Here is an 18230-nt window from a genome sequence, read left to right as displayed (position 1 = left end):
AAAGATTGCTCATTGATTGGTCTCCTTGCGGAGCGTGAATCACGCCGCAAGGCTGAAATCAATAGGTCCTGAGCCTAAGATTTTCAGACAAAGGGACGCGCAAAAGCATGAGCTAGCCGATTGACAAGCTGTCCTCACAACACATATCGACTCAAATCCGCCGAGCGGGCCAGGTCGCCCAGGTTGGTCTCCACGAAACCCGCGTCCACGGTCACCGTCTCGCCGCCGCGGTCCGGGGCGGTGAAGGAGACCTCCTCGAACACCCGTTCCATCACCGTGTAGAGCCGCCGCGCGCCGATGTTCTCAACCGCCTGATTCACCTCGGCCGCGATCCGGGCCAGGGCTTTGATCCCGTCTTCGGTGAAATCCACCGTCACGTCCTCGGTCCCCATCAGCGCGGTGTATTGCCGGGTCAGCGCGTTGTCGGTCTCGGTCAGGATGCGCACGAAATCGCCCTCGGTCAGGGGGCGCAACTCCACCCGGATCGGCAAGCGGCCCTGCAATTCCGGCAGCAGGTCCGAGGGCTTGGCAATGTGAAAGGCCCCCGAGGCAATGAACAGGATATGGTCGGTCTTGACCGGCCCGTATTTGGTTGAAACCGTCGTCCCCTCGATCAGCGGCAGCAGGTCACGCTGCACGCCTTCGCGGCTGACATCGCCGCCGCGCGCATCCGACCGCGCACAGACCTTGTCGATCTCATCCAGAAACACGATCCCGTTTTCCTGCACCGTCTCCAGCGCGGCGCGGTTCACGGTCTCATCATCCAGCAGCTTGTCGGCTTCCTCGCTGACCAGCACATCATGGCTTTCGCCCACGGTCATGCGCCGGCGCACCTTTCGGCCGCCAAAGGCCTTGCCGAAGATATCGCCCAGGTTCATGCCGGCCCCGCCCTGCGGCATGCCGGGGATCTCCATCGCCGGAAACGGGCTTGAGGTGTCGGTGACTTCAAGCTCGATCTCGGTGCCATCGAGCGCGCCGCTGCGCAGCTTCTCACGGAAGCGTTCGCGCGTGGCCTCGCGGGCATCAGAGCCCACAATGGCCTCGATCACCCGGTCCTCGGCGGCGGCCTGGGCGCGGGCCTTGACCTCCTCGCGCATATGCTCACGGGTCATGGCAACGGCGCTGTCGGCCAGGTCACGGATGATGCTGTCCACATCGCGGCCCACATAACCGACTTCGGTGAACTTGGTGGCCTCGATCTTGATGAAGGGCGCGCGGGCGAGCTTGGCCAGACGGCGGCTGATCTCGGTCTTGCCGACGCCGGTGGGGCCGATCATCAGGATGTTCTTCGGATAGACCTCCTCACGCAGGTCCGAGGGCAGCTGCTTGCGCCGCCAGCGGTTGCGCAACGCCACCGCCACGGCCCGCTTGGCGTCCTTCTGGCCGATGATGAAGCGGTCCAGTTCGGACACGATCTCGCGGGGGGTCAGGTTGGTCATGCGCGGCTCCCATCTCGGTTTCGCCTCCATTTATGCGGCGGGCGGGCAGAAACCAAGGGTGCGAATTGATTTGACCGGACACCCGGCCTGCGAGACACTTGCGGTATTTCCAGGCAAGACCTTCACGATCATTTCCAGACGATATCCATAGGAGCAAGTCATGACACATGAGGATTCCAACAATGGCGCCATACCTTCGGGCGACGGCCCCGCACTTTCGGCATCGCTGAGCGAGTTGTGCACGCGCGCGCAGCAGCACCCCGAGGGCCACACCGGCCGACTGATTGCCGTGTTCCGGGACGATGACCCCGGCACCGCCTCCACCAGCTTCGATGCAGCGCTGAACCGCGTGAACGCCCATAGCCATGATTTCGCCGATGATGCGGTCGATTTCGGGGCGCTCTCCACCGCCGAGGCGCTGACCTTCGACAATCTGGGCATCGCCATCGTCACCGGCAGCGCTGCCGAGGCTCTCAGGTTCTCATCCTCGCGGCCGGCCGAAGGCTTTACGACCGCGGTGGATCAGCCCTTTGTGCTGGTGCCTGAAACCATCGAATGGGCGCAGACCGACCCCGGAAGCTACCTGCGCGGGTTTCGCGCCGCGGTGGACCGGATTTACCGGGATCTGGGCCATCCGGACGCGCCGGATGCGGATCACGAGCTTGCTGACGGCGGGCTGCAGACCGCAGAACATACATGGGGGTTGATAGCCACCGGCGTGCCGCTGTCGCCCTTTGGCGGCACCGATATCCGGGTGGCGATCCTCGATACGGGACTGGACCTGGAGCATCCGGACTTTCGTGACCGGCGCATCCTGGCGCAGTCCTTCATCCCGGGCGAGACACCGCAGGATGCAAACGGCCATGGCACCCATGTCGCCGGCACCGCCTGCGGCCCCCGCGTGCCCCATGTCCCGGGGCCACGCTATGGCATCGCCCATGACAGCGACATCCTGGTGGCCAAGGTGCTTGGGGACAACGGCTCGGGCTCAACCGCGGGAATCCTGGCCGGGATCAACTGGGCGCTGCAGAACGGTGCGCAGGTGATCAACATGTCGCTGGGCAACCGGGTGCCGACCGAGGCGCTCCATTACACCCAGGCCGGACGCAGTGCGCTGAACCAGGGGGCGTTGATCATTGCCGCCGCCGGAAATTCCAACGAGCCCACCGGCCAGCCCGCGAATTCGCCGACGGTCCTGTCGGTGGCGTCGATCACCTCCTCCATGGCCAAATCCGGGTTTTCGAACTTCGGCAAGATCGACCTGGCCGGGCCCGGCTCCTCCATCGATTCGGCGCTGCCACGGCCCAGGAAGCGCGGCTATCTCAGCGGCACCAGCATGGCGGCGCCGCATGTCGCAGGCATCGCCGCGCTTCATGCGCAGGCGCGCGGCCTGCGCGGGCGCGAACTCTGGGCGCATCTGCAAAGGACGGCAAGACGGCTTTCCCTGCCGGCAACAATGGTGGGCGCAGGGCTGGTTCAGGCGCCCGGCCTTGATTCCCCGAAGGCCGGGCCATAGATCTTCGCAAGGACACCTCACCGGAGCGCGCCAATGGACCTGATCCTGACCATCGACCCGTCCGAGGACATGGCGCGCGTCCTGAAGCGCCTCGAGGCGACCGAGGTCCAGGTGACCCGCGTGCTGGACAAGCTGCATGTCGTTGCCGTGCGGTGCGAAGGGGCTTCGGTCCAACAGATGCGCGCCATCCCGGGGGTTGTCTCTGCAGAGCCCGAAGGCGTGGTCACGCTGGACCCGCGCGAGGTGCCGGAACTGGGCGCCCCGCCCCCCTCCTTGCCCAACGACATTGGCGCATCCTGGCGCAGTCCCGCCTGGAGGCGCGACAATGACTGATGACGGCCTCAGGCGCGCCCCGGCCGCTCAGCCGCCAATAGCTTCGACCGTCAGGCGGCCATTGGTATAGACGCAGATCTCGGCGGCAATGGCCATGGCCTTGCGGGCCACATCCTCGGCCCCAAGGTCGGTTTCCATCAGCCCACGCGCCGCCGCAAGCGCATAATTCCCACCGGATCCGATCGCCGCCACATCATGCTCCGGCTCCAGCACATCACCCGCGCCGGTGATCACATAAAGCTCGGTGCCATCGGTGACAATCAGCATGGCCTCCAGCTTCTGCAGATACTTGTCGGTGCGCCAGTCCTTGGCCAGATCCACAGCCGCACGCTGCAACTGTCCCGGGCTGGCCTCCAGCTTCGTTTCCAACCGCTCCAACAGGGTGAAGGCATCGGCGGTCGAGCCTGCAAACCCGGCCACCACCTCGCGCCCACCGGGCGCCAGGCGCCGCACCTTGCGCGCGCTGCCCTTGATGACGGTCTGGCCCAGGCTCACCTGCCCGTCACCGGCCACCACCACCTTGCCGCCGCGCCGCACCGCCACAATGGTGGTGCCATGCCAGCCCGGAAACTCGCTCACGCCCGCCCCCATTTTCTTGCCGAAAATACTCCCGCCGGAGGCACCCGCCGCCAGGCGGGTTCCCCCGCGACGGCTCACACCGCGCTGTCGATCCAGCTTTGCAATGCCGACTTGGGCGCGGCACCCACCTTGTTGGACACCGGCTGGCCATCCTTGAACAGGAACAGTGCCGGGATGCCGCGAATACCCATCTGCGCAGGCGTATTCGGGTTTTCGTCCACATTCACCTTCACGATCTTCACCCGGCCCGCATATTCGTCCGAAAGCTCTTCCAGCGCAGGGCCGATCTGCTTGCAGGGACCGCACCATTCAGCCCAGAAATCAACGACAACGGGAATGTCGGACTGGCGCACTTCCTGATCGAATGTGGCGTCGGAAACGGCGATGGTAGCCATGGTCTCTCTCCTGTCTTGGGTTGCAGCCTAGTTATGAACGGGGCGCGGCGGGGTCAAGGGCGATACCGGCGCGGCTCAGGGCCGCTTCCAGCAGCGGACCGGGCAGCGGCATCAACGCGGCACTTCGGGTCCATAGCAGCGCGCAGTCCACGGCCCGCCCCGGCCAGACCTGCGCCAGCGCCGCGCGATAGGCGCCCATCTGCCGCAACAGGCCCTCGGGCACCTCCTGCGCGCTGGACGGCACCAGCCGGTTTGACTTGAAATCCACCGCCAGCACCCGGTCCGGGCCGATCACCAGCCGGTCCACCGTGCCCAACATCCGCTGCCCACCCAGATCCGCCGTTATATCGACCTCGGCCAGCGTGCCCGCGGCAAAGATCGGCGCCAGGGTGGGTTCTGCCAGCACGGCCTCGGCCTCGGACAGGATATCGGGCCAATTCGGGGGCAGGCCGTCGTCGCCCGTGGCCAGAAGGTCGCGGACCTGCGCTTCGCGCGCCGCCTGCGGCAGATCCGCAGGCCAGAGCGGCAGATGTTCCAGCAAAAGATGCAATGCCCGCCCCCGCGCCAGCGCAGCGGTTTCCGTCGCCTCCGGGTCGCTTTCACCCACAAGCGCCTTGGCCCCGCCCAGGTCCGAGGGGCTGAGCAACACCGCCGCCCTGGCCGGCGCCGCCAGCGGCTGCGCCAGCCAAGGGGGCAGCGCCCCCCGCGGCGCGGACGGTGCAGTTTCCTCATGCGCCGCCATCGGCCAGTCGCCATGGACATGGCGCAACCCGCGGCCCAGCCCAAAGTCATGCGGCACGGCGCCAACCGCCGCCATGCCCGCAGCAACCCGGTCATACCAGCAGGCGCCATCGTCAACCTTGCCCGCGGCGGCGACGATCAGCCATTTCTCGGCCCGGGTCATGGCCACATAGAGCAGCCGGGCATCCTCCTCGGCGCTCAGCGCGCGCGCCGCCTCCTGCGCAGCCTCGATCGCCGGGGCATTGCTGCCACTGCCCTTCCAGCCCACCGCATCCCCCTCCAGCGCATAAAGCTCCGAACGGTCGCGCGGGCGCCGTATGGCGGTATCCGGCAGGATCACCAGCGGCGCCTCCAGCCCCTTGGCGCCATGGACCGTCATCACCCGGATGCGCCGGCCGGCGGCGTCCAGCTGGCGCTTGATCTCCACCGCACCGGACTCAAGCCAGCTCAGGAACCCGGTCAGCGATGGCACCGTCAGTCGCTCATAGCCCAGCGCCTGCGCCAGCAGCGCATCGATCCCGTCCTCGGCCTCGGGGCCCAGCCGCGCCAGCAGGCGGCGGCGCCCGTCATGGCGGGTCAGGACACGTTCCAGCAGCTCGAACGGGCGCAGGAAATCGGTCTGCCCCATCAGGTCCAGCAACATGGCGCGCGCAGCACTGTCATCATCGCGCAGCCGTTCCCACAGAAAGGCACGGTCCCGGCCATGGGCGAGGGCAAAAAGCTCGGCCTCGGACCAGCCCATCAGCGGAGAGCGCAGCACGGCGGCCAGCGACAGGTCATCCTCGGGCGTGGCCAGCACCCGCAACAGCGCCGTCAGATCGCGCACCGCCATCTCGCCGGCCAGTTGCAACCGGTCCGCCCCGGCGATCGCCAGCCCCGCACCCTTGCAGGCACGGATGATCTCATGAAACAGCGCACCGCGGCTGCGCACCAGGATCAGGACGTCGCCCTCATGCAGGGGCCGCGGGCCTTTCTCATCGGGGATCGGCGTGCCCGCGTCGATCAGCGCACGGATATGGTCGGCGATGCCGCGCGCCAGTGTGCGGCTATGGTGCTCCTCGGGGATCATGTCCACCGGGTCGGACCAGTCCGCGGGCTCCGGGTCCTCCACCGGTGCCACCGCAGGCCACAGATCCACCCGCCCCGGCAGCGCGGCGTGAAAGGCGATATGCTGCACATCGCCGCCCAGACCCTGCCCGTGCTGCGCGTCAAAGGTCATGTCCACCAGCCGCAACACCGCGTCCGAGGAGCGGAAGGAATGGGCCAGCTGCATCCTGTTGAGCCGAACCCCCACCGCTTCCAGCGCGTCGGTGAAGCGCGCGCGCATGTCTTCGAACACCCGCAGATCGGCGCCCTGGAAGGAATAGATCGACTGTTTCTGATCCCCCACCACGAACAGGCTGCGCCGGTCCACCCCCTCGCCCGCGGTGAATTCCTGCGCCAGAAGGGCGATCACCTCCCATTGGGTGGGGCTGGTGTCCTGAGCCTCGTCCACCAGGATATGATCGACCCCGCCATCCAGCTTGTAGAGCACCCATTGCGCCACGCCGGGATCACGCAGCAGGTCACGGGCGCGGGCGATCAGATCATCGAAATCCAGCCAGCCCCGGGCGGCCTTGCGCGCGGCATAGGCGGGCAGGAACACCTGCGCAAAACCCGCCAGCGCGCGTGCACGTTCCAGCGCGGCCAGCGCCACCCGGCGGGGACGCGCGGCTTCCACGCGGCGCATCCAGGCCTCCAGCTGGTCCAGCTTCGGCCCCAGCGCGCCCTGAATCCCCTTGGTGGGAAAGGCCCCGATCTTGGCGCTGAACGGCGCCTTGGTTTTGGCCCCATTCAGAAACATCCCCTCCAGCGCCGGGATCACACTGGCCGAGGGCACCCGAAGCGCCACCGCCTCCAGCTTTTGCGCATTGCGGGTATCCGTCACCTTGTCGGACCCGGCCATGACCGCGGCCACGGCCTCGGCCAGGGCGCCCTCGCCGCCCAGAAACACCTCGGCCAGCAGTGCATCCTCGTCATAGCCTGCGGGCAGGTCGAACACCGCCTCCAGCGTGCCGGGCGGGGGCGGCGCGGCCAGGGTGGCGGCATGGGCGGACATGGCCTGCAGCAGCCCGTCCAGTTCGGCGCCGGTGTGATGGCGGGCCAGCGCCTCCAGCAGCCCGCGCTGCGGGCCTTCGGCCATGTCCTCGACCACGGCGCCGCGCAGGGCCCGCGCGGCGCGGTCATCCATTTCGGTAAATTGCGGCGGCACGCCTGCCTCCAGCGGAAACCGGCGCAACAGACCGGCACAAAAGGAATGGATGGTCTGGATCTTCAACCCGCCCGGGGTTTCGATGGCGCGCGCAAACAGCCGCCGCGCCCGGGCCAGCGCGTCACTGTCCGGCGCCACCTCGCCAATGGCATCCAGCGCCGCGGACAACTCTGCATCGGGCTTCATCGCCCATTCACCCAGTCGCGCAAACAGGCGGTTCTGCATCTCGGACGCTGCGGCCTTGGTATAGGTCAGACACAGCACCCGGGTCGGCGCCACCCCGTTGAGCAGCAGCCGCGCCACCCGGTCGGTCAATACCCGCGTCTTGCCCGACCCGGCATTGGCCGACAGCCAGGTCGAGGCAAAGGGATCGGCGGCATCCACCTGCCGCTGGCTGGCCTCGTTGCGCCGCACGTCACCGTGACTCAATGGGCCCTCCACTTCATCTTGCCTGAAATACTCCGGGGGAGTCCCCGCATCGCGGGGACGGGGGCAGCGCCCCCCTGCCCGGCCCCGGTCATGGCGCATCCCCGACCGGAACAGGCACCGGCCTGTCCTGCATCTGCCATTCGCCAAAACGTGACAGATGGTCGTAATCGCTGACATCGCGCGCCTGGAACAGCGCGCGCCGGGCGGGATAGCCCTTGTCCGGCGCGCGATAGGCCGCGATCAGCCGCTCCAGCCCGGCGCGGGTCTCGGCGGTCAACTCGGGCGTGATCTCGGTCGCTTCCACCTTTGGTGTCGCGCCAAGGCCGACATAGCTGACCCGCGCCACCGCGCACGGGCCAAGCGCGGCAAAGCCGCCCGCTTCGGCCATCACCGCCTCCAGCAGCAATTGCTTGTCGAAATGGGCCTGCTGTTTCCTGCTGGGGGGCGTGCCGGTCTTGTAGTCCAGAATATGCAGCCGCCCGTCGGGCCAGGCATCGATCCGGTCCGGGCGGGCGGTCAGGGTAAAGCCCAGGCCCGGCAACACCAGCTTGCCGCTGCGCTCGGTCAGCACCGGCGCGCCGGGCAGATCGGCATCATAGGCCAGATACCAGTCCACCACCCGCGCCAGCCGCGCCTGCCACAGGACCCGCGCGGCGGGCCAGGGAACTTCGGCCGCCAGCACCCGTGCGGCGGTCTGCAACAGCGTCTGGCGCGGGTCATCGCCCGGGTCATCCAGCCCGGTGAAGGTTTCGAGCACCTTGTGCAACACGGTGCCGCGCAACAGCGCATCGGGTTCGGGGTTCAGGGGATTGAGCGCGCGCAGCCGCAAGATGGTCCCGGCATAAACCGCATAAGGGTCCCGGATCAGCCGCGCGATCGCGGTAACGGGCAGCTCGCCCGGGCGCGCAGCCAGGGGCGGACAGGGCGCGGGGCGCGGGGCGGGTTTGCGGGCCTGATCCGGGATATGGCTGAAATCGGCCTCCATCCGGCGGGCCATGTCCAGCCAGCCCTGCCCCCGCGCGCGCATCCCCGCCAGCGCCGCATCGCCGCCCTGCGCGGGCAGCCCGGCCATCAGATTGGTCAGCCGGTTGAGCCAGCGCGAGGGCACCGTCTGCGCCTCGGCATCACGGACGGCGCGCGACAGCACCACCTCGGGCGCGGCCACGGCCTGCTGGAAGTCATGCGCCGCCAGCCCGACCTGGCGCTCGGGCAGCAACAACCCGGCGCTGGCGCGCATGGCGCGGTTCAGCCAGGGGTCGGGGGCGGGGGCGGCGGGCCAGACCCCGTCATTCAAGCCGCCCAGAATCACCAGATCGGCACCCTGCACGCGCGCCTCCAGCGTGCCCCAGATCATGATGCCGGGATGGGCGGCAACGGGTTCGCGCACTTCGCGCCCCTGCAGGATGGCGGTGACAAAGGGCAGGTAGTCGCCCGCGCTCAGCGCGCCGCCGTGATCTGCTTCGCGCGCAAGCTCGTCCATGACCGCGCGGGCGGCCTGCCCGGCCTCCTGCAACCACAGCTCGCCACTGTCGGCGCCATCGGCGCCGCGCGCCAACGCCTCGGCCAGGGCCATGTGGCGGGCAACCAGATCGGCCAGCGGTTCAGCGCCTGAGAGCGGGGCCGCGGGCAGCACACCGGCCAGCCATTCGGCCCAGGGGGCACGTTCGGGGCGGCGCTCGGCCCAGGTGCGCAAGGCGCGCGCATCCGGGAAGGCCAGCCCGTGGCGGCGGATATGCAGCTCCAGGTCGCGGCTGTGCAGCAGATGCCGGTTGCGGTCGCCGCTGCTATGCGTCAGCGGGTGTTTGAGCAGGGTGATCAGCGCCTCGGCGCTCAGGCGATCGGCCAGCAATTCGGCCACATGGCGCAGGAACCGCCCCGGCGCCGAAAGGGCAAGCGGGCGGCCTGCGCTGTCATCGGGGGTGATCCGCCAGCGGTCCAGCGCCGCGGCCACCTGGCGCGAGAGGGTGCGGTCCGGGGTGATCAGCGCCGCCACCTGCCCGTCCTGCGCGGCCTGGCGCAGGCGCAGCGCAATGGCCAGCGCCTCGGCCCCGGGGGATGGCGCCTCGATCAGGGTCATCCCCTCGGCGGCTTCGGCGACACCCTCAAGCCGGGTGCCTTCGGCCATCCACTGATCGGTCACCGGCGCGGGGCGCAGCGCCAGCGACACCAGCCGGTTGCGCGCAGGCACCGGGGCCGGGATATCCGCCCAGGGCTGCACATCGGCCGGGGCCAGACCCATCCGGTCCAGCAGCGCGCGAAAGCGGAACTGGGGGTGATCCTCGGCATCGAGGGCGCTGTCCAGCCCGTCCCAGACCGGCGCCGGCATGTCGAAATCGAACCCCGGCAGGATCACCGCCCCCTGCGGCAGCCGGGCCACGGCCTCCATCAACAGCGCCGTTGTCCCGCGAGAGCCGGTGGAGCCCGCCACCAGCACGGGATCGGCGGGCGGGTTGGCCTGCCAGTCGCGGGCCAGACGCTCCACCACCATGCGCTGGCGGCCTTCGGCATCGGGGGCGTCCTGATCCAGGAACCCGCCGACCAGCCGCAGGAAGCGCAAGGACCGCTCCCAGTGGCGGGAATGGCGGCTGACGTCCAGCTGCTCGAGCGCTGCCGCCGGGACGCCTTCGCCCTGCATTTCGTCACAGAGCCGCGCCAGACTGTCGGCCAGATCGAACAGGGCCGCGCGCGGGGCCAGGTCCGGTTGCTGATCCAGCAGGCGCTGGACCAGCTGCGCAATCTCCAGCCGTCGGCGCAGCGGGGGCACGGGGGGCGGCAGGCCGGGCAGCGCGGCCTCCTGCGCCAGATCGGTGATCAGCCGGATACGCGGCAGCAGGCGCGCGCCGCCTTCGGTCAGCAACGCACGGATGCGCCGCTGCATGCGCCGCGTGTTCACATGAATGGCCACGCGGGCCATGGCCTCGGGCGGGGTGCCGTCCATACGGGTCAGCAGGCCCTGAACCAGAAGACGCGGAAAATCGGCGCCCGGCGGCAGGGCGAACAGACGGGGCGTGTCGGTGGGGGTGAACACAAATCGGCCTTTGGCAGGGGCTTTGACCGGTGCAGCTTAGCGCGGCTTGCCGACGGGGGGAACCGTTCGAAACCGGCCTCAGCCGCCAAAATCTGCGCGCAGTTGCGCCAGGAGCCCCGCCCAGCGCGGGGCAGAGGCACTGAGGGTGATCTGGCGGGCCGCATCATGGCGGCCATCGGCAAACTGCAGCCACAAGGCACCATCCGGCGCCAGCGCGCCCAGCCGCTCCGGCCATTCGATCAGGCAAAGTGCCGTATCAAAGGCTTCATCCAGGCCCAGTTCGGGCGCCTCGTCGGCGTGGCCCAGCCGATAGAGGTCCACATGCCAGATTTCCAGCGCACCCGCCCAATAGGTCTGCACCAGCGTGAAACTGGGCGAGGGGACATCCTCGGCCAAGCCTTCGGCGGCCAGCCGGGCCTGGATCAGCGCCCGGGCGAAATGCGTCTTGCCCGCACCCACAGGCCCCGCCAGCAGCAGCACATCCCCGGCGCCCAGCCGGGGCGCAAGCCAGCGGGCCAGGGCTGCAGTGGCATCGGCGGTATCCATCTGCAAGGTCAGGGGCGCGTCCATGCCGGGGCTCATAGCCCGAAACCCGCGCGGGCTGAACCGCAAAACCGCCAGCGGCGCTGTCATCAAACTGTCATGCAACCCTGACAAGACAGGGGCGAGAACAGCGCACCAGGGTTCCACCATGACGAACAGGCCGCTTGGGGCCCGGCCGGGCCACCTCGCCCATGGGTATCGGACGCGCGCAAGGTCATGTATCCTGCGCGCGCGCCTGCACATGGCAGCGCCCCGCCCATCAACCGCCGGCCCCGGTCCCGGCCATGACCGGATCACCGGACAGGAGACCGCCCGCCGATGCCCGAGGACAGCCTCTTTCCCCCTCCAGGTGCGACGCTGGACGCCATGCGCGCCCTGATCGACGCATTGCCAGAGCCGGTGATGCTGGTGGCGCGCAATGGCGTGGTCCAGGCGGCAAACCAGGCGGCGGCGGATCTGTTCGGCCCGCATATCCAGGGCGCGCGGGTGCGTGCCTATCTGCGCCAGCCCGAGGTCGCGGCCATGCTGGAGGGCGCCTTTGCGCTGATTGATGATCCCGGCCGCCCCCATGCCGCGCGCATGGTGATCACCGAACCGGCGGCGGAAACCACCTGGCAGGTCACCGCCCGGGCGCTGCCACCCGGCGCGGGGTTTGCCGGGCTGGTCATCAGCCTGCATGACATCAGCCACCGCGAGGCCGCCGAGGCCCAGCGCCGCGATTTCGTCGCCAATGTCAGCCATGAGCTGCGCTCGCCGCTGACTGTGCTGACCGGGTTCATCGAAACCCTGCAGGGGGCCGCCGCGCGGGACGAACATGCCCGCCAGGAGTTCCTGGACATCATGGCGCGCGAGGCCGCGCGGATGACCGGTCTGGTGCAGGACTTGCTGTCGCTGTCCCGGGTCGAGGCCAGCGAACGTATCCGCCCGCGCGATCCGGTGGCCATGGATGACGTGCTGCGCGCCACCATCGCCGCCCTGCGCCCGCAGATCGACGGCGCCGGGCTGGCGCTGGACCTGACCCTGCCCGATGATCTGCCCAGCATACCGGGCGACCATGACCAGCTGGTGCAGGTCTTCCACAACTTGCTTGAAAATGCGGTGAAATACGGCGGCGCTGGCGGGCGGATCGATATCTCGGGCCGGGTTCTGCGGGCATGTCCGGGGCTGGAGGGGCCGGTGCTGCGCGTGTCTGTCACCGATCATGGCGACGGGGTGGACCCGATCCATATTCCGCGGCTGACCGAACGCTTCTACCGGGTGGACCGGGCGCGGTCGCGCGATCAGGGCGGGACCGGGCTGGGGCTGGCGATCGTCAAGCACATCATCAACCGGCACCGCGGGCGGCTGGTGATCCGCTCCAACCCCGAAACCGGCAGCACGTTCGAGGTGCTGCTGCCCTGCACCGCTCCCGCCCCGCCGCATGATCCGGGCAGCGCAACGCCCCCGTCACGCTGACGCCCCTGTCATGATGCTGTTACATACGCCCGGCAAACTGTGCCCTGTAGTCGAAGGAAACGCCCGAACATGAGCAACCGTCACACATTCTCGGCCTTTGATGAGGACCTTGAACAGATCCGCCTGAGCGTCCTGAGCATGGGCGGCCACGTCGAAGAGGCCATCCTGCGCGCCGCCCGGGCCCTGGAAACCCGCGATGCCGACCTGGCCGGTGATGTCGTCCAGGGCGACAAGATCATCGACGCCGCCGAAGAAGAGATCAACGCCCAGGTGGTGCGCCTTCTGGCCCTGCGCCAGCCCCAGGCCGATGACCTGCGCGCCGTGGTTGCGGTGATGAAAATGGCCGGAGAGCTGGAGCGCCTGGGCGACTATGCGAAGAACATGGCCAAGCGCGTGCCGGTGCTGGCCGCAGGCGTGGTGATCGACGGCGCCGCGGGCGCGCTGAAGCGCCAGGCGCGGCTGGTCAGCCAGATGCTGAAGGACATGCTGGACGCGTTTTCGCGGCTGGATGTGGACCTTGCCCATGATGTCATCGCCCGCGACGCCGAGGTCGATGACATGACCAACGCCCTGTTTCGCGAATTCATCACCCATATGATGGAAGACCCGCGCAACATCACCCCCTGCCTGCATTATGTCTTCATCGCCAAGAATATCGAGCGCATGGGCGATCTGGTCACCCATGGCGCCGAGCATGTGATCTTCGTGGCCGAAGGGGCGCGCCCCGGTGAACGCGCCAAGGGGCTGTCCACATCAACCATCACCGCCCAGCAGGTTCAGCAACAATGAGTACGCCCGATACGCCGCTGGTGCTGGTCGTCGATGACGAACCGGCCCAGCGCGCCCTGCTCAGTTACAACCTGGAAGCGGCGGGGTTTCGCGTCACCACCGCCGCCGATGGTGAGGCCGCCCTGCTGGCCGTGGCCGAACAGGCCCCGGATGTGATCCTGCTGGACTGGATGCTGCCGCGGCTTTCGGGTCTGGAAGCCTGCCGCCAGATCAAGGCCACCCCGGACGGGCGGCGGGCGGCGATCATCATGGTCTCGGCCCGGTCCGAGGAAACCGACCGCGTGCGGGGCCTCGACACCGGCGCCGATGACTATATCGTCAAGCCCTATTCCGTGGCCGAGCTTCTGGCCCGGGTGCGTGCCAACCTGCGCCGGGCGCGGCCCTCGGTCGCCGGAGCGGTGCTGGAGGTTGGAGAGTTGCGGCTGGACGCCGAAAGCCACCGCGTGACCCGGTCAGGCAAGGAAATCCACCTGGGCCCCACCGAATTCCGTCTGCTGGCCGCGCTGATGGAGCGCTCGGGCAAGGTCTGGACCCGCGAGGCGCTGCTGGACCGTGTCTGGGGGCGTGACATCTATGTCGATTCGCGCACCGTGGACGTCCATATCGGACGGCTGCGCAAGGCGCTGAGCCAGAATGGCAGCCTGGGCGGCGGCGATCCCATCCGCACCGTGCGTGGCGCAGGCTACGCGCTGGGCTGAATTTCTGCCAGCAACCGCGCGCGCCAGCCCAGCCCGGCCTCGACCGTGCCGCGCGGGCGGTATTCGCAGCCGAACGCCCCGCCATACCCCGCCGCCTGCATCGCCGGGATCAGCCGGGCATAGTCCAGCATGTCGTCCACGCCGGGCTCATTGCGTCCGGGCACGCTGGCAATCTGCACATGCCCCACGCGCCCCGCGTGGCGGGCAAAGGCCGCAGTGCAATCGCCGGTTGCGGTCTGGATGTGGAAGCAGTCGAACATCAGCCGCAGCCGCCGGTCGCTGATGTCTTCGATGATCGCCGCGGCCTGGTCGATGTCATGCAGGAAGTATCCCGGCATTGCCTGCTGGCAGATGGGTTCGATCAGCACCACCCGGTCACTCACCGCCAGCGCATGGCGCAGAACGCGCAGGAACGCGGCGCGGTCCCCATCCTCGCCGCTACGCCCCGCCAGCACATGGAGCGCTTGCGCGCCCAGGGCTTCGGCGGTGCGGGCGGCGGCATCAACATCGCGCCGGGCCTGATCTTCCTGCCCCGGAATTGCGGCGCAGCCCGCGCTCTGGCCCATGCGCACATTCAGCCCGCAGACCGGCAGCCCGGTCTCGGCAAGCGCCGCGGCCACGGCAGCAAGATCGCCGCGCTGCGCCTCATCGTGGAATTCGACCGCGTCGAACCCCGCGGCATGGGCCGCCCTGATCCGCCCGGGCAGGTCCAGATCCGTCCACAAGAAGCCGGTATTGGCCGAAAAGCGCGCAGTCATGGTGCCTCATGCCCGGTTTGGAGCCCAGTCTGCCCGGCCTTGGCTCAGGGCTCAAGCCCTCGAATCGGGTTGACAATCCGCCGCCCCGCGCCCCTGTGGGCGGGCCTCATCGCAACGCCATCACCCCCTGTGTTGTTTCAGGGTATCATACACTTGCGCCAGCACCGGAACAGGCTTCACGAGCATTGCCCAAGGCAGACAAATGCGATACTGAATCATGCGCAGAGGGTCTGGTCGGCGCGGCTTTCCGTTGCCCGGTCCGGATGAACGCGCGAGGCAGCGAGTGCAAGCAGGGGTTGAACACATGAAAGATTTCAGCACTGGGACCGAAGGTTCCGAATTCAACAAGGTTACACGGGACGCGAAGCGCCGCGCCTATATTCAGGACTGGATCGCACGCAACCAGCGTGTACTGGCCGCCGGGATTGGCACCGGGGTTCTGGCGCTGCCGCTGATTGCGCAGGGCGCCACATCGGATTTCGTCAGCCTGTCCAGCATTCACGGCATTCGCAGCGCGCAGGAACAAGCCGATGGCTCCTTGCGGCTTACGCTGAGCAATGGTCAGCAGGTGGTGCTGCAGCCCGATGACGTGATCATGGGCAAGAGCGGCGAAATCATGATCAGCCAGGAAGCGGCTGACATGATCGATGGCCTGGTGACCGTGGACGAAACCGCTGTCGGCGGTGGTGCCGGTCTGGCCGTGGCAGCCCTTGCCGGTCTGACGCTGGCGGCTGCGGCACTGGCCCGCAGCAGCAGCGACGATGACGATGCCGCACCGCCCCCGCCGCCCCCGCCACTGCCCGTGGTCAACCGCGATGACGTGGCCGGGCTGGTGTTTGATGACGTCTTCGACGAACCCGCCCCGGACGGCTCCGACCGCATCACCGCCACCATCGGCGAAGGGGACGCTGCCGTCAGCACCATGGGCGTTCTTGGCGATGATGGCGTGTGGCGCTTTGCCTTCGACCCCGATGACCTGACCGCCCTTCAGGGTGAGCAGCAGATCGCCTTCCTCGCCGAGAGCGAGGTGCTTGATGACGACGGTGACGGGACCGGCGAATTCGACGAACTGGGCAGCGGCGCAACCACGGTCTTCGTGGACACCATCGCCCCCGTCATCGACATTACCGAAGTGGCTGGCAGCGACAATGTCCTGAACGCCGAAGAGCGCGATGACGCGCTGGTCGTCGCCGGGACCACCGATGCCGAGGATGGCCAGGAGGTCACGGTTGACGTTCTGGACGGCGATGGCGCCGTGGTCGCCACCGGCACCGCAACGGCCCAGGATGGCGAATGGAGCGTCGAGATCGACGCATCCGGGCTGGATGATGATGCCGCCTACACCCTGCGCGCCAGCGTCGAGGATGTGAACGGCAATGCCGCCGACCCCGCCGAGGCAGACCTGCAGACCGATTTCACCGCCGAGGTGACGATCGCCCCCATCGACGATCTGACCACGGTCAACACCTTCTTTGATCTGGAAATCACCGGCGGCACGAATGGTGTCGAAGAAGGCGCCAGCGTCTTCGTGACCTTTGCCGGGAATGACTATGGCCCGGCCGCTGTCGGTGCCGATGGCAGCTGGTCCGTCACCGTGCCCCAGGCCGATATCGAAGCCCTGGGCGACGATGTCACCGAGGTTGTCGTCACTGCCAGCGTCACCGATGCCGCCGGCAACAGCGACGATGCCAGCCAGAACGTTGCGGCCGATTTCAGCGCGCCGGGCTTCGCCGTTACCTCGCCCACCGACGATGTCGTGCGCGATGTCGACAACATCGGCGAGGATCTGACCATTTCAGGCGTGTCCGTCCCCGGCTCCGAAGTGGTTGTCAGCATCGATGGTGAGGCCCGCGACGCCGTGACCGTCGCCGCCGATGGGACCTGGTCCGACACCATTCCAAGCGATGATCTGCCGGGTGACGGCACCTACGAGATTTCGGTCCAGGGCACGCTGGAGGGGGTCGCTGTTGCGCCGCCCGCCACGCTGGGCCTGATGATCGATACCCGGCCGCAAATCACGTTTGATGCCATTGGCGAGGATGGCGCGCTGATCATCGACGATCTGGGCGACACTATCACCTTCTCGGGCGCAACACGCGGTGTGGAGGCCGATCAGGAGGTGACCGTCAGCGTGGACGAAGGCGCAGGGTTCTCTGACGTCGGCACCGCCACGGTTCAGGCCGATGGCACATGGTCCCTGACCGTGGACACCGAAATCGACGGCTCCGAAGTCGGCAACGAAATCACCTTCCGCGCCGAAGTCAGCAATGCTGCGGGCCGCGCGGCCACCCCGGCAGAAGAGAGCGTGGTGGGATATGCGTACTCGAACTATGAAATGTTCGAAACCGGCCGCGATGGTGACACCATTACCGTCAGCATCTTCGGCATCGACGAAGCGTTCCCGGATGGGCTGACGGCTTTTGATGTCCAGACCACCATTGATCCGGATGTGGTGAATTACGGCGGCTATCCGTCGGATGAGCACCCCGGCTTCTTCTTCATCCTCGGCAACCCGGCGGACGGTCCCGGCGTGGGCACCATGTCCGGGGTCGTGCAGGTGACAGGCGCGGGCGAGGTTCCGATCACCGATTTCAGCATCGCACTGGCCCAGATCGAAACTGTCCTGCAGGACGGGGATGATGTGGTCGAAATCGGCCTGACCGGGGTCGGCTCGGGGGCGACGCAGCTGATCCTGGGCAGCGACGGCGCCGACACGCTGGTCGCGGGCAACACCGATGCCGTGATCCGCGGGCGCGGTGGCGACGATCAGATCGACCTCTCGGCACCCGGCAGCAATACCGTCGTCTTCGAAGGCGGCTCGGTGGCCAATGGCTTCGATACCGTGACCGGGTTCACCCTCGGCGGCGCCCTGGCGGACCGGATCAGCATCTCCTTCGATACCTTCGGACAGGACGAACTGCGCGGCAACGGCACGGACTTCCAGGTGACGGACGGCGGCGCCCTTGGGGCGGATGTCGGCCTGCTGGTGTTCACGACCGCAGTCGCCGATCTGGACGACGATGCCGCCATTGCAGATGCCGTGGGAAGCAGCATCACCGGCCTTGCCGAAAACGAAAACATCTACCTGATGATCGGCGACGGTACGGATGCGATCCTGACGGCAATCGAAGGAACCGATGGCGGTGTCAGTGTCTCCACGGGTTCGGGCACGGCTTATGCCCGCTTCGAGGGGATGGGTGATCTGTCTGGCTTCTCCTCGGCCAACGTCCTTGGGTTCGAACAGTTCAACGGCTGATCGGACTGGTCTGCGATCCC

At 67.9% G+C, this 18230-nt stretch carries 13 protein-coding genes; 6 read left to right on the top strand and 7 right to left on the bottom strand.

What is annotated here, in order from left to right:
* Window positions 1-134: 134 nt before the first annotated feature.
* Window positions 135-1439 carry an ATP-dependent protease ATPase subunit HslU gene (gene hslU, locus HUK65_RS07475; protein WP_179905527.1) on the bottom strand — a complete coding sequence of 435 codons (1305 nt, stop codon included), beginning with the start codon at window positions 1437-1439 and terminating at the stop codon, window positions 135-137.
* Window positions 1440-1599: 160 nt separating this feature from the next.
* Between hslU and HUK65_RS07470 the strand changes: the two genes are divergently transcribed.
* Both HUK65_RS07470 and HUK65_RS07465 read left to right on the top strand, forming a co-directional pair.
* Complete coding sequence (locus HUK65_RS07470; protein WP_179905526.1) at window positions 1600-2955, top strand: S8 family serine peptidase; 1356 nt, start codon at window positions 1600-1602, stop codon at window positions 2953-2955.
* A gap of 33 nt (window positions 2956-2988) precedes the next feature.
* Window positions 2989-3288: a hypothetical protein gene (locus tag HUK65_RS07465; protein ID WP_179905525.1), complete on the top strand. Its 300-nt coding sequence runs from the start codon at window positions 2989-2991 to the stop codon at window positions 3286-3288.
* A gap of 27 nt (window positions 3289-3315) precedes the next feature.
* Here the strand turns inward: HUK65_RS07465 and hslV are convergent, their stop codons facing one another.
* The 5 genes from hslV to tsaE form a co-directional block, all read right to left on the bottom strand.
* Window positions 3316-3867, bottom strand: a complete 552-nt coding sequence (gene hslV / locus HUK65_RS07460) for an ATP-dependent protease subunit HslV (protein WP_327787055.1) — start codon at window positions 3865-3867, stop codon at window positions 3316-3318.
* 74 nt (window positions 3868-3941) lie between these two features.
* Window positions 3942-4262, bottom strand: coding sequence for a thioredoxin (trxA, locus tag HUK65_RS07455; protein WP_179905524.1), 321 nt, complete (start codon window positions 4260-4262; stop codon window positions 3942-3944).
* A 31-nt stretch (window positions 4263-4293) separates the two neighbouring features.
* Window positions 4294-7668 (bottom strand): double-strand break repair helicase AddA, encoded by a 3375-nt coding sequence (addA, locus tag HUK65_RS07450; protein WP_327787056.1) that lies wholly within the window; start codon window positions 7666-7668, stop codon window positions 4294-4296.
* A gap of 103 nt (window positions 7669-7771) precedes the next feature.
* A complete protein-coding gene (gene addB, locus HUK65_RS07445; protein WP_179905522.1) occupies window positions 7772-10711 on the bottom strand; it encodes a double-strand break repair protein AddB in 2940 nt (979 codons plus the stop codon).
* A 78-nt stretch (window positions 10712-10789) separates the two neighbouring features.
* Entirely contained in the window at window positions 10790-11281 is a 492-nt protein-coding gene (gene tsaE, locus HUK65_RS07440; RefSeq protein ID WP_235441821.1) for a tRNA (adenosine(37)-N6)-threonylcarbamoyltransferase complex ATPase subunit type 1 TsaE, read from the bottom strand.
* 291 nt (window positions 11282-11572) lie between these two features.
* Between tsaE and HUK65_RS07435 the strand changes: the two genes are divergently transcribed.
* The 3 genes from HUK65_RS07435 to phoB all read left to right on the top strand — a co-directional run bounded on the left by HUK65_RS07435 (window position 11573) and on the right by phoB (window position 14196).
* Window positions 11573-12709, top strand: a complete 1137-nt coding sequence (locus HUK65_RS07435; RefSeq protein ID WP_235441820.1) for a sensor histidine kinase — start codon at window positions 11573-11575, stop codon at window positions 12707-12709.
* 69 nt (window positions 12710-12778) lie between these two features.
* The gene (gene phoU, locus HUK65_RS07430; protein WP_179905521.1) at window positions 12779-13498 is read left to right on the top strand and encodes a phosphate signaling complex protein PhoU; all 720 of its coding nucleotides are present in this window, start codon (window positions 12779-12781) and stop codon (window positions 13496-13498) included.
* The gene (gene phoB / locus HUK65_RS07425; protein ID WP_179905520.1) at window positions 13495-14196 is read left to right on the top strand and encodes a phosphate regulon transcriptional regulator PhoB; all 702 of its coding nucleotides are present in this window, start codon (window positions 13495-13497) and stop codon (window positions 14194-14196) included. The genes phoU and phoB overlap by 4 nt, the downstream gene beginning before the upstream one ends.
* On the opposite strand, the gene HUK65_RS07420 is transcribed toward phoB, so the two are convergent.
* Window positions 14181-14954 (bottom strand): hydroxypyruvate isomerase family protein, encoded by a 774-nt coding sequence (locus tag HUK65_RS07420; protein ID WP_179905519.1) that lies wholly within the window; start codon window positions 14952-14954, stop codon window positions 14181-14183. The genes phoB and HUK65_RS07420 overlap by 16 nt on opposite strands.
* Window positions 14955-15258: 304 nt before the next feature.
* On the opposite strand from HUK65_RS07420, the gene HUK65_RS07415 reads away from it, so the two are divergent.
* Window positions 15259-18210: a hypothetical protein gene (locus HUK65_RS07415; protein ID WP_179905518.1), complete on the top strand. Its 2952-nt coding sequence runs from the start codon at window positions 15259-15261 to the stop codon at window positions 18208-18210.
* Window positions 18211-18230 lie beyond the last annotated feature (20 nt).

The sequence above is a fragment of the Rhabdonatronobacter sediminivivens genome, from assembly GCF_013415485.1.
GTDB classification, from domain to species: domain Bacteria; phylum Pseudomonadota; class Alphaproteobacteria; order Rhodobacterales; family Rhodobacteraceae; genus Rhabdonatronobacter; species Rhabdonatronobacter sediminivivens.
Note: the sequence above shows the minus strand (reverse complement) of the source record. Positions and strands in the feature narration are given on the sequence as shown.

Excerpts from the sequence above, each read along its gene's own strand:
- hslU (WP_179905527.1), bottom strand. The coding sequence starts at position 1,439 with ATGACCAACCTGACCCCCCGCGAGATCGTGTCCGAACTGGACCGCTTC.
- HUK65_RS07470 (WP_179905526.1), top strand. The coding sequence starts at position 1,600 with ATGACACATGAGGATTCCAACAATGGCGCCATACCTTCGGGCGACGGC.
- HUK65_RS07465 (WP_179905525.1), top strand. The coding sequence starts at position 2,989 with ATGGACCTGATCCTGACCATCGACCCGTCCGAGGACATGGCGCGCGTC.
- trxA (WP_179905524.1), bottom strand. The coding sequence starts at position 4,262 with ATGGCTACCATCGCCGTTTCCGACGCCACATTCGATCAGGAAGTGCGC.
- tsaE (WP_235441821.1), bottom strand. The coding sequence starts at position 11,281 with ATGGACGCGCCCCTGACCTTGCAGATGGATACCGCCGATGCCACTGCA.
- HUK65_RS07435 (WP_235441820.1), top strand. The coding sequence starts at position 11,573 with ATGCCCGAGGACAGCCTCTTTCCCCCTCCAGGTGCGACGCTGGACGCC.
- phoU (WP_179905521.1), top strand. The coding sequence starts at position 12,779 with ATGAGCAACCGTCACACATTCTCGGCCTTTGATGAGGACCTTGAACAG.
- phoB (WP_179905520.1), top strand. The coding sequence starts at position 13,495 with ATGAGTACGCCCGATACGCCGCTGGTGCTGGTCGTCGATGACGAACCG.
- HUK65_RS07420 (WP_179905519.1), bottom strand. The coding sequence starts at position 14,954 with ATGACTGCGCGCTTTTCGGCCAATACCGGCTTCTTGTGGACGGATCTG.
- HUK65_RS07415 (WP_179905518.1), top strand. The coding sequence starts at position 15,259 with ATGAAAGATTTCAGCACTGGGACCGAAGGTTCCGAATTCAACAAGGTT.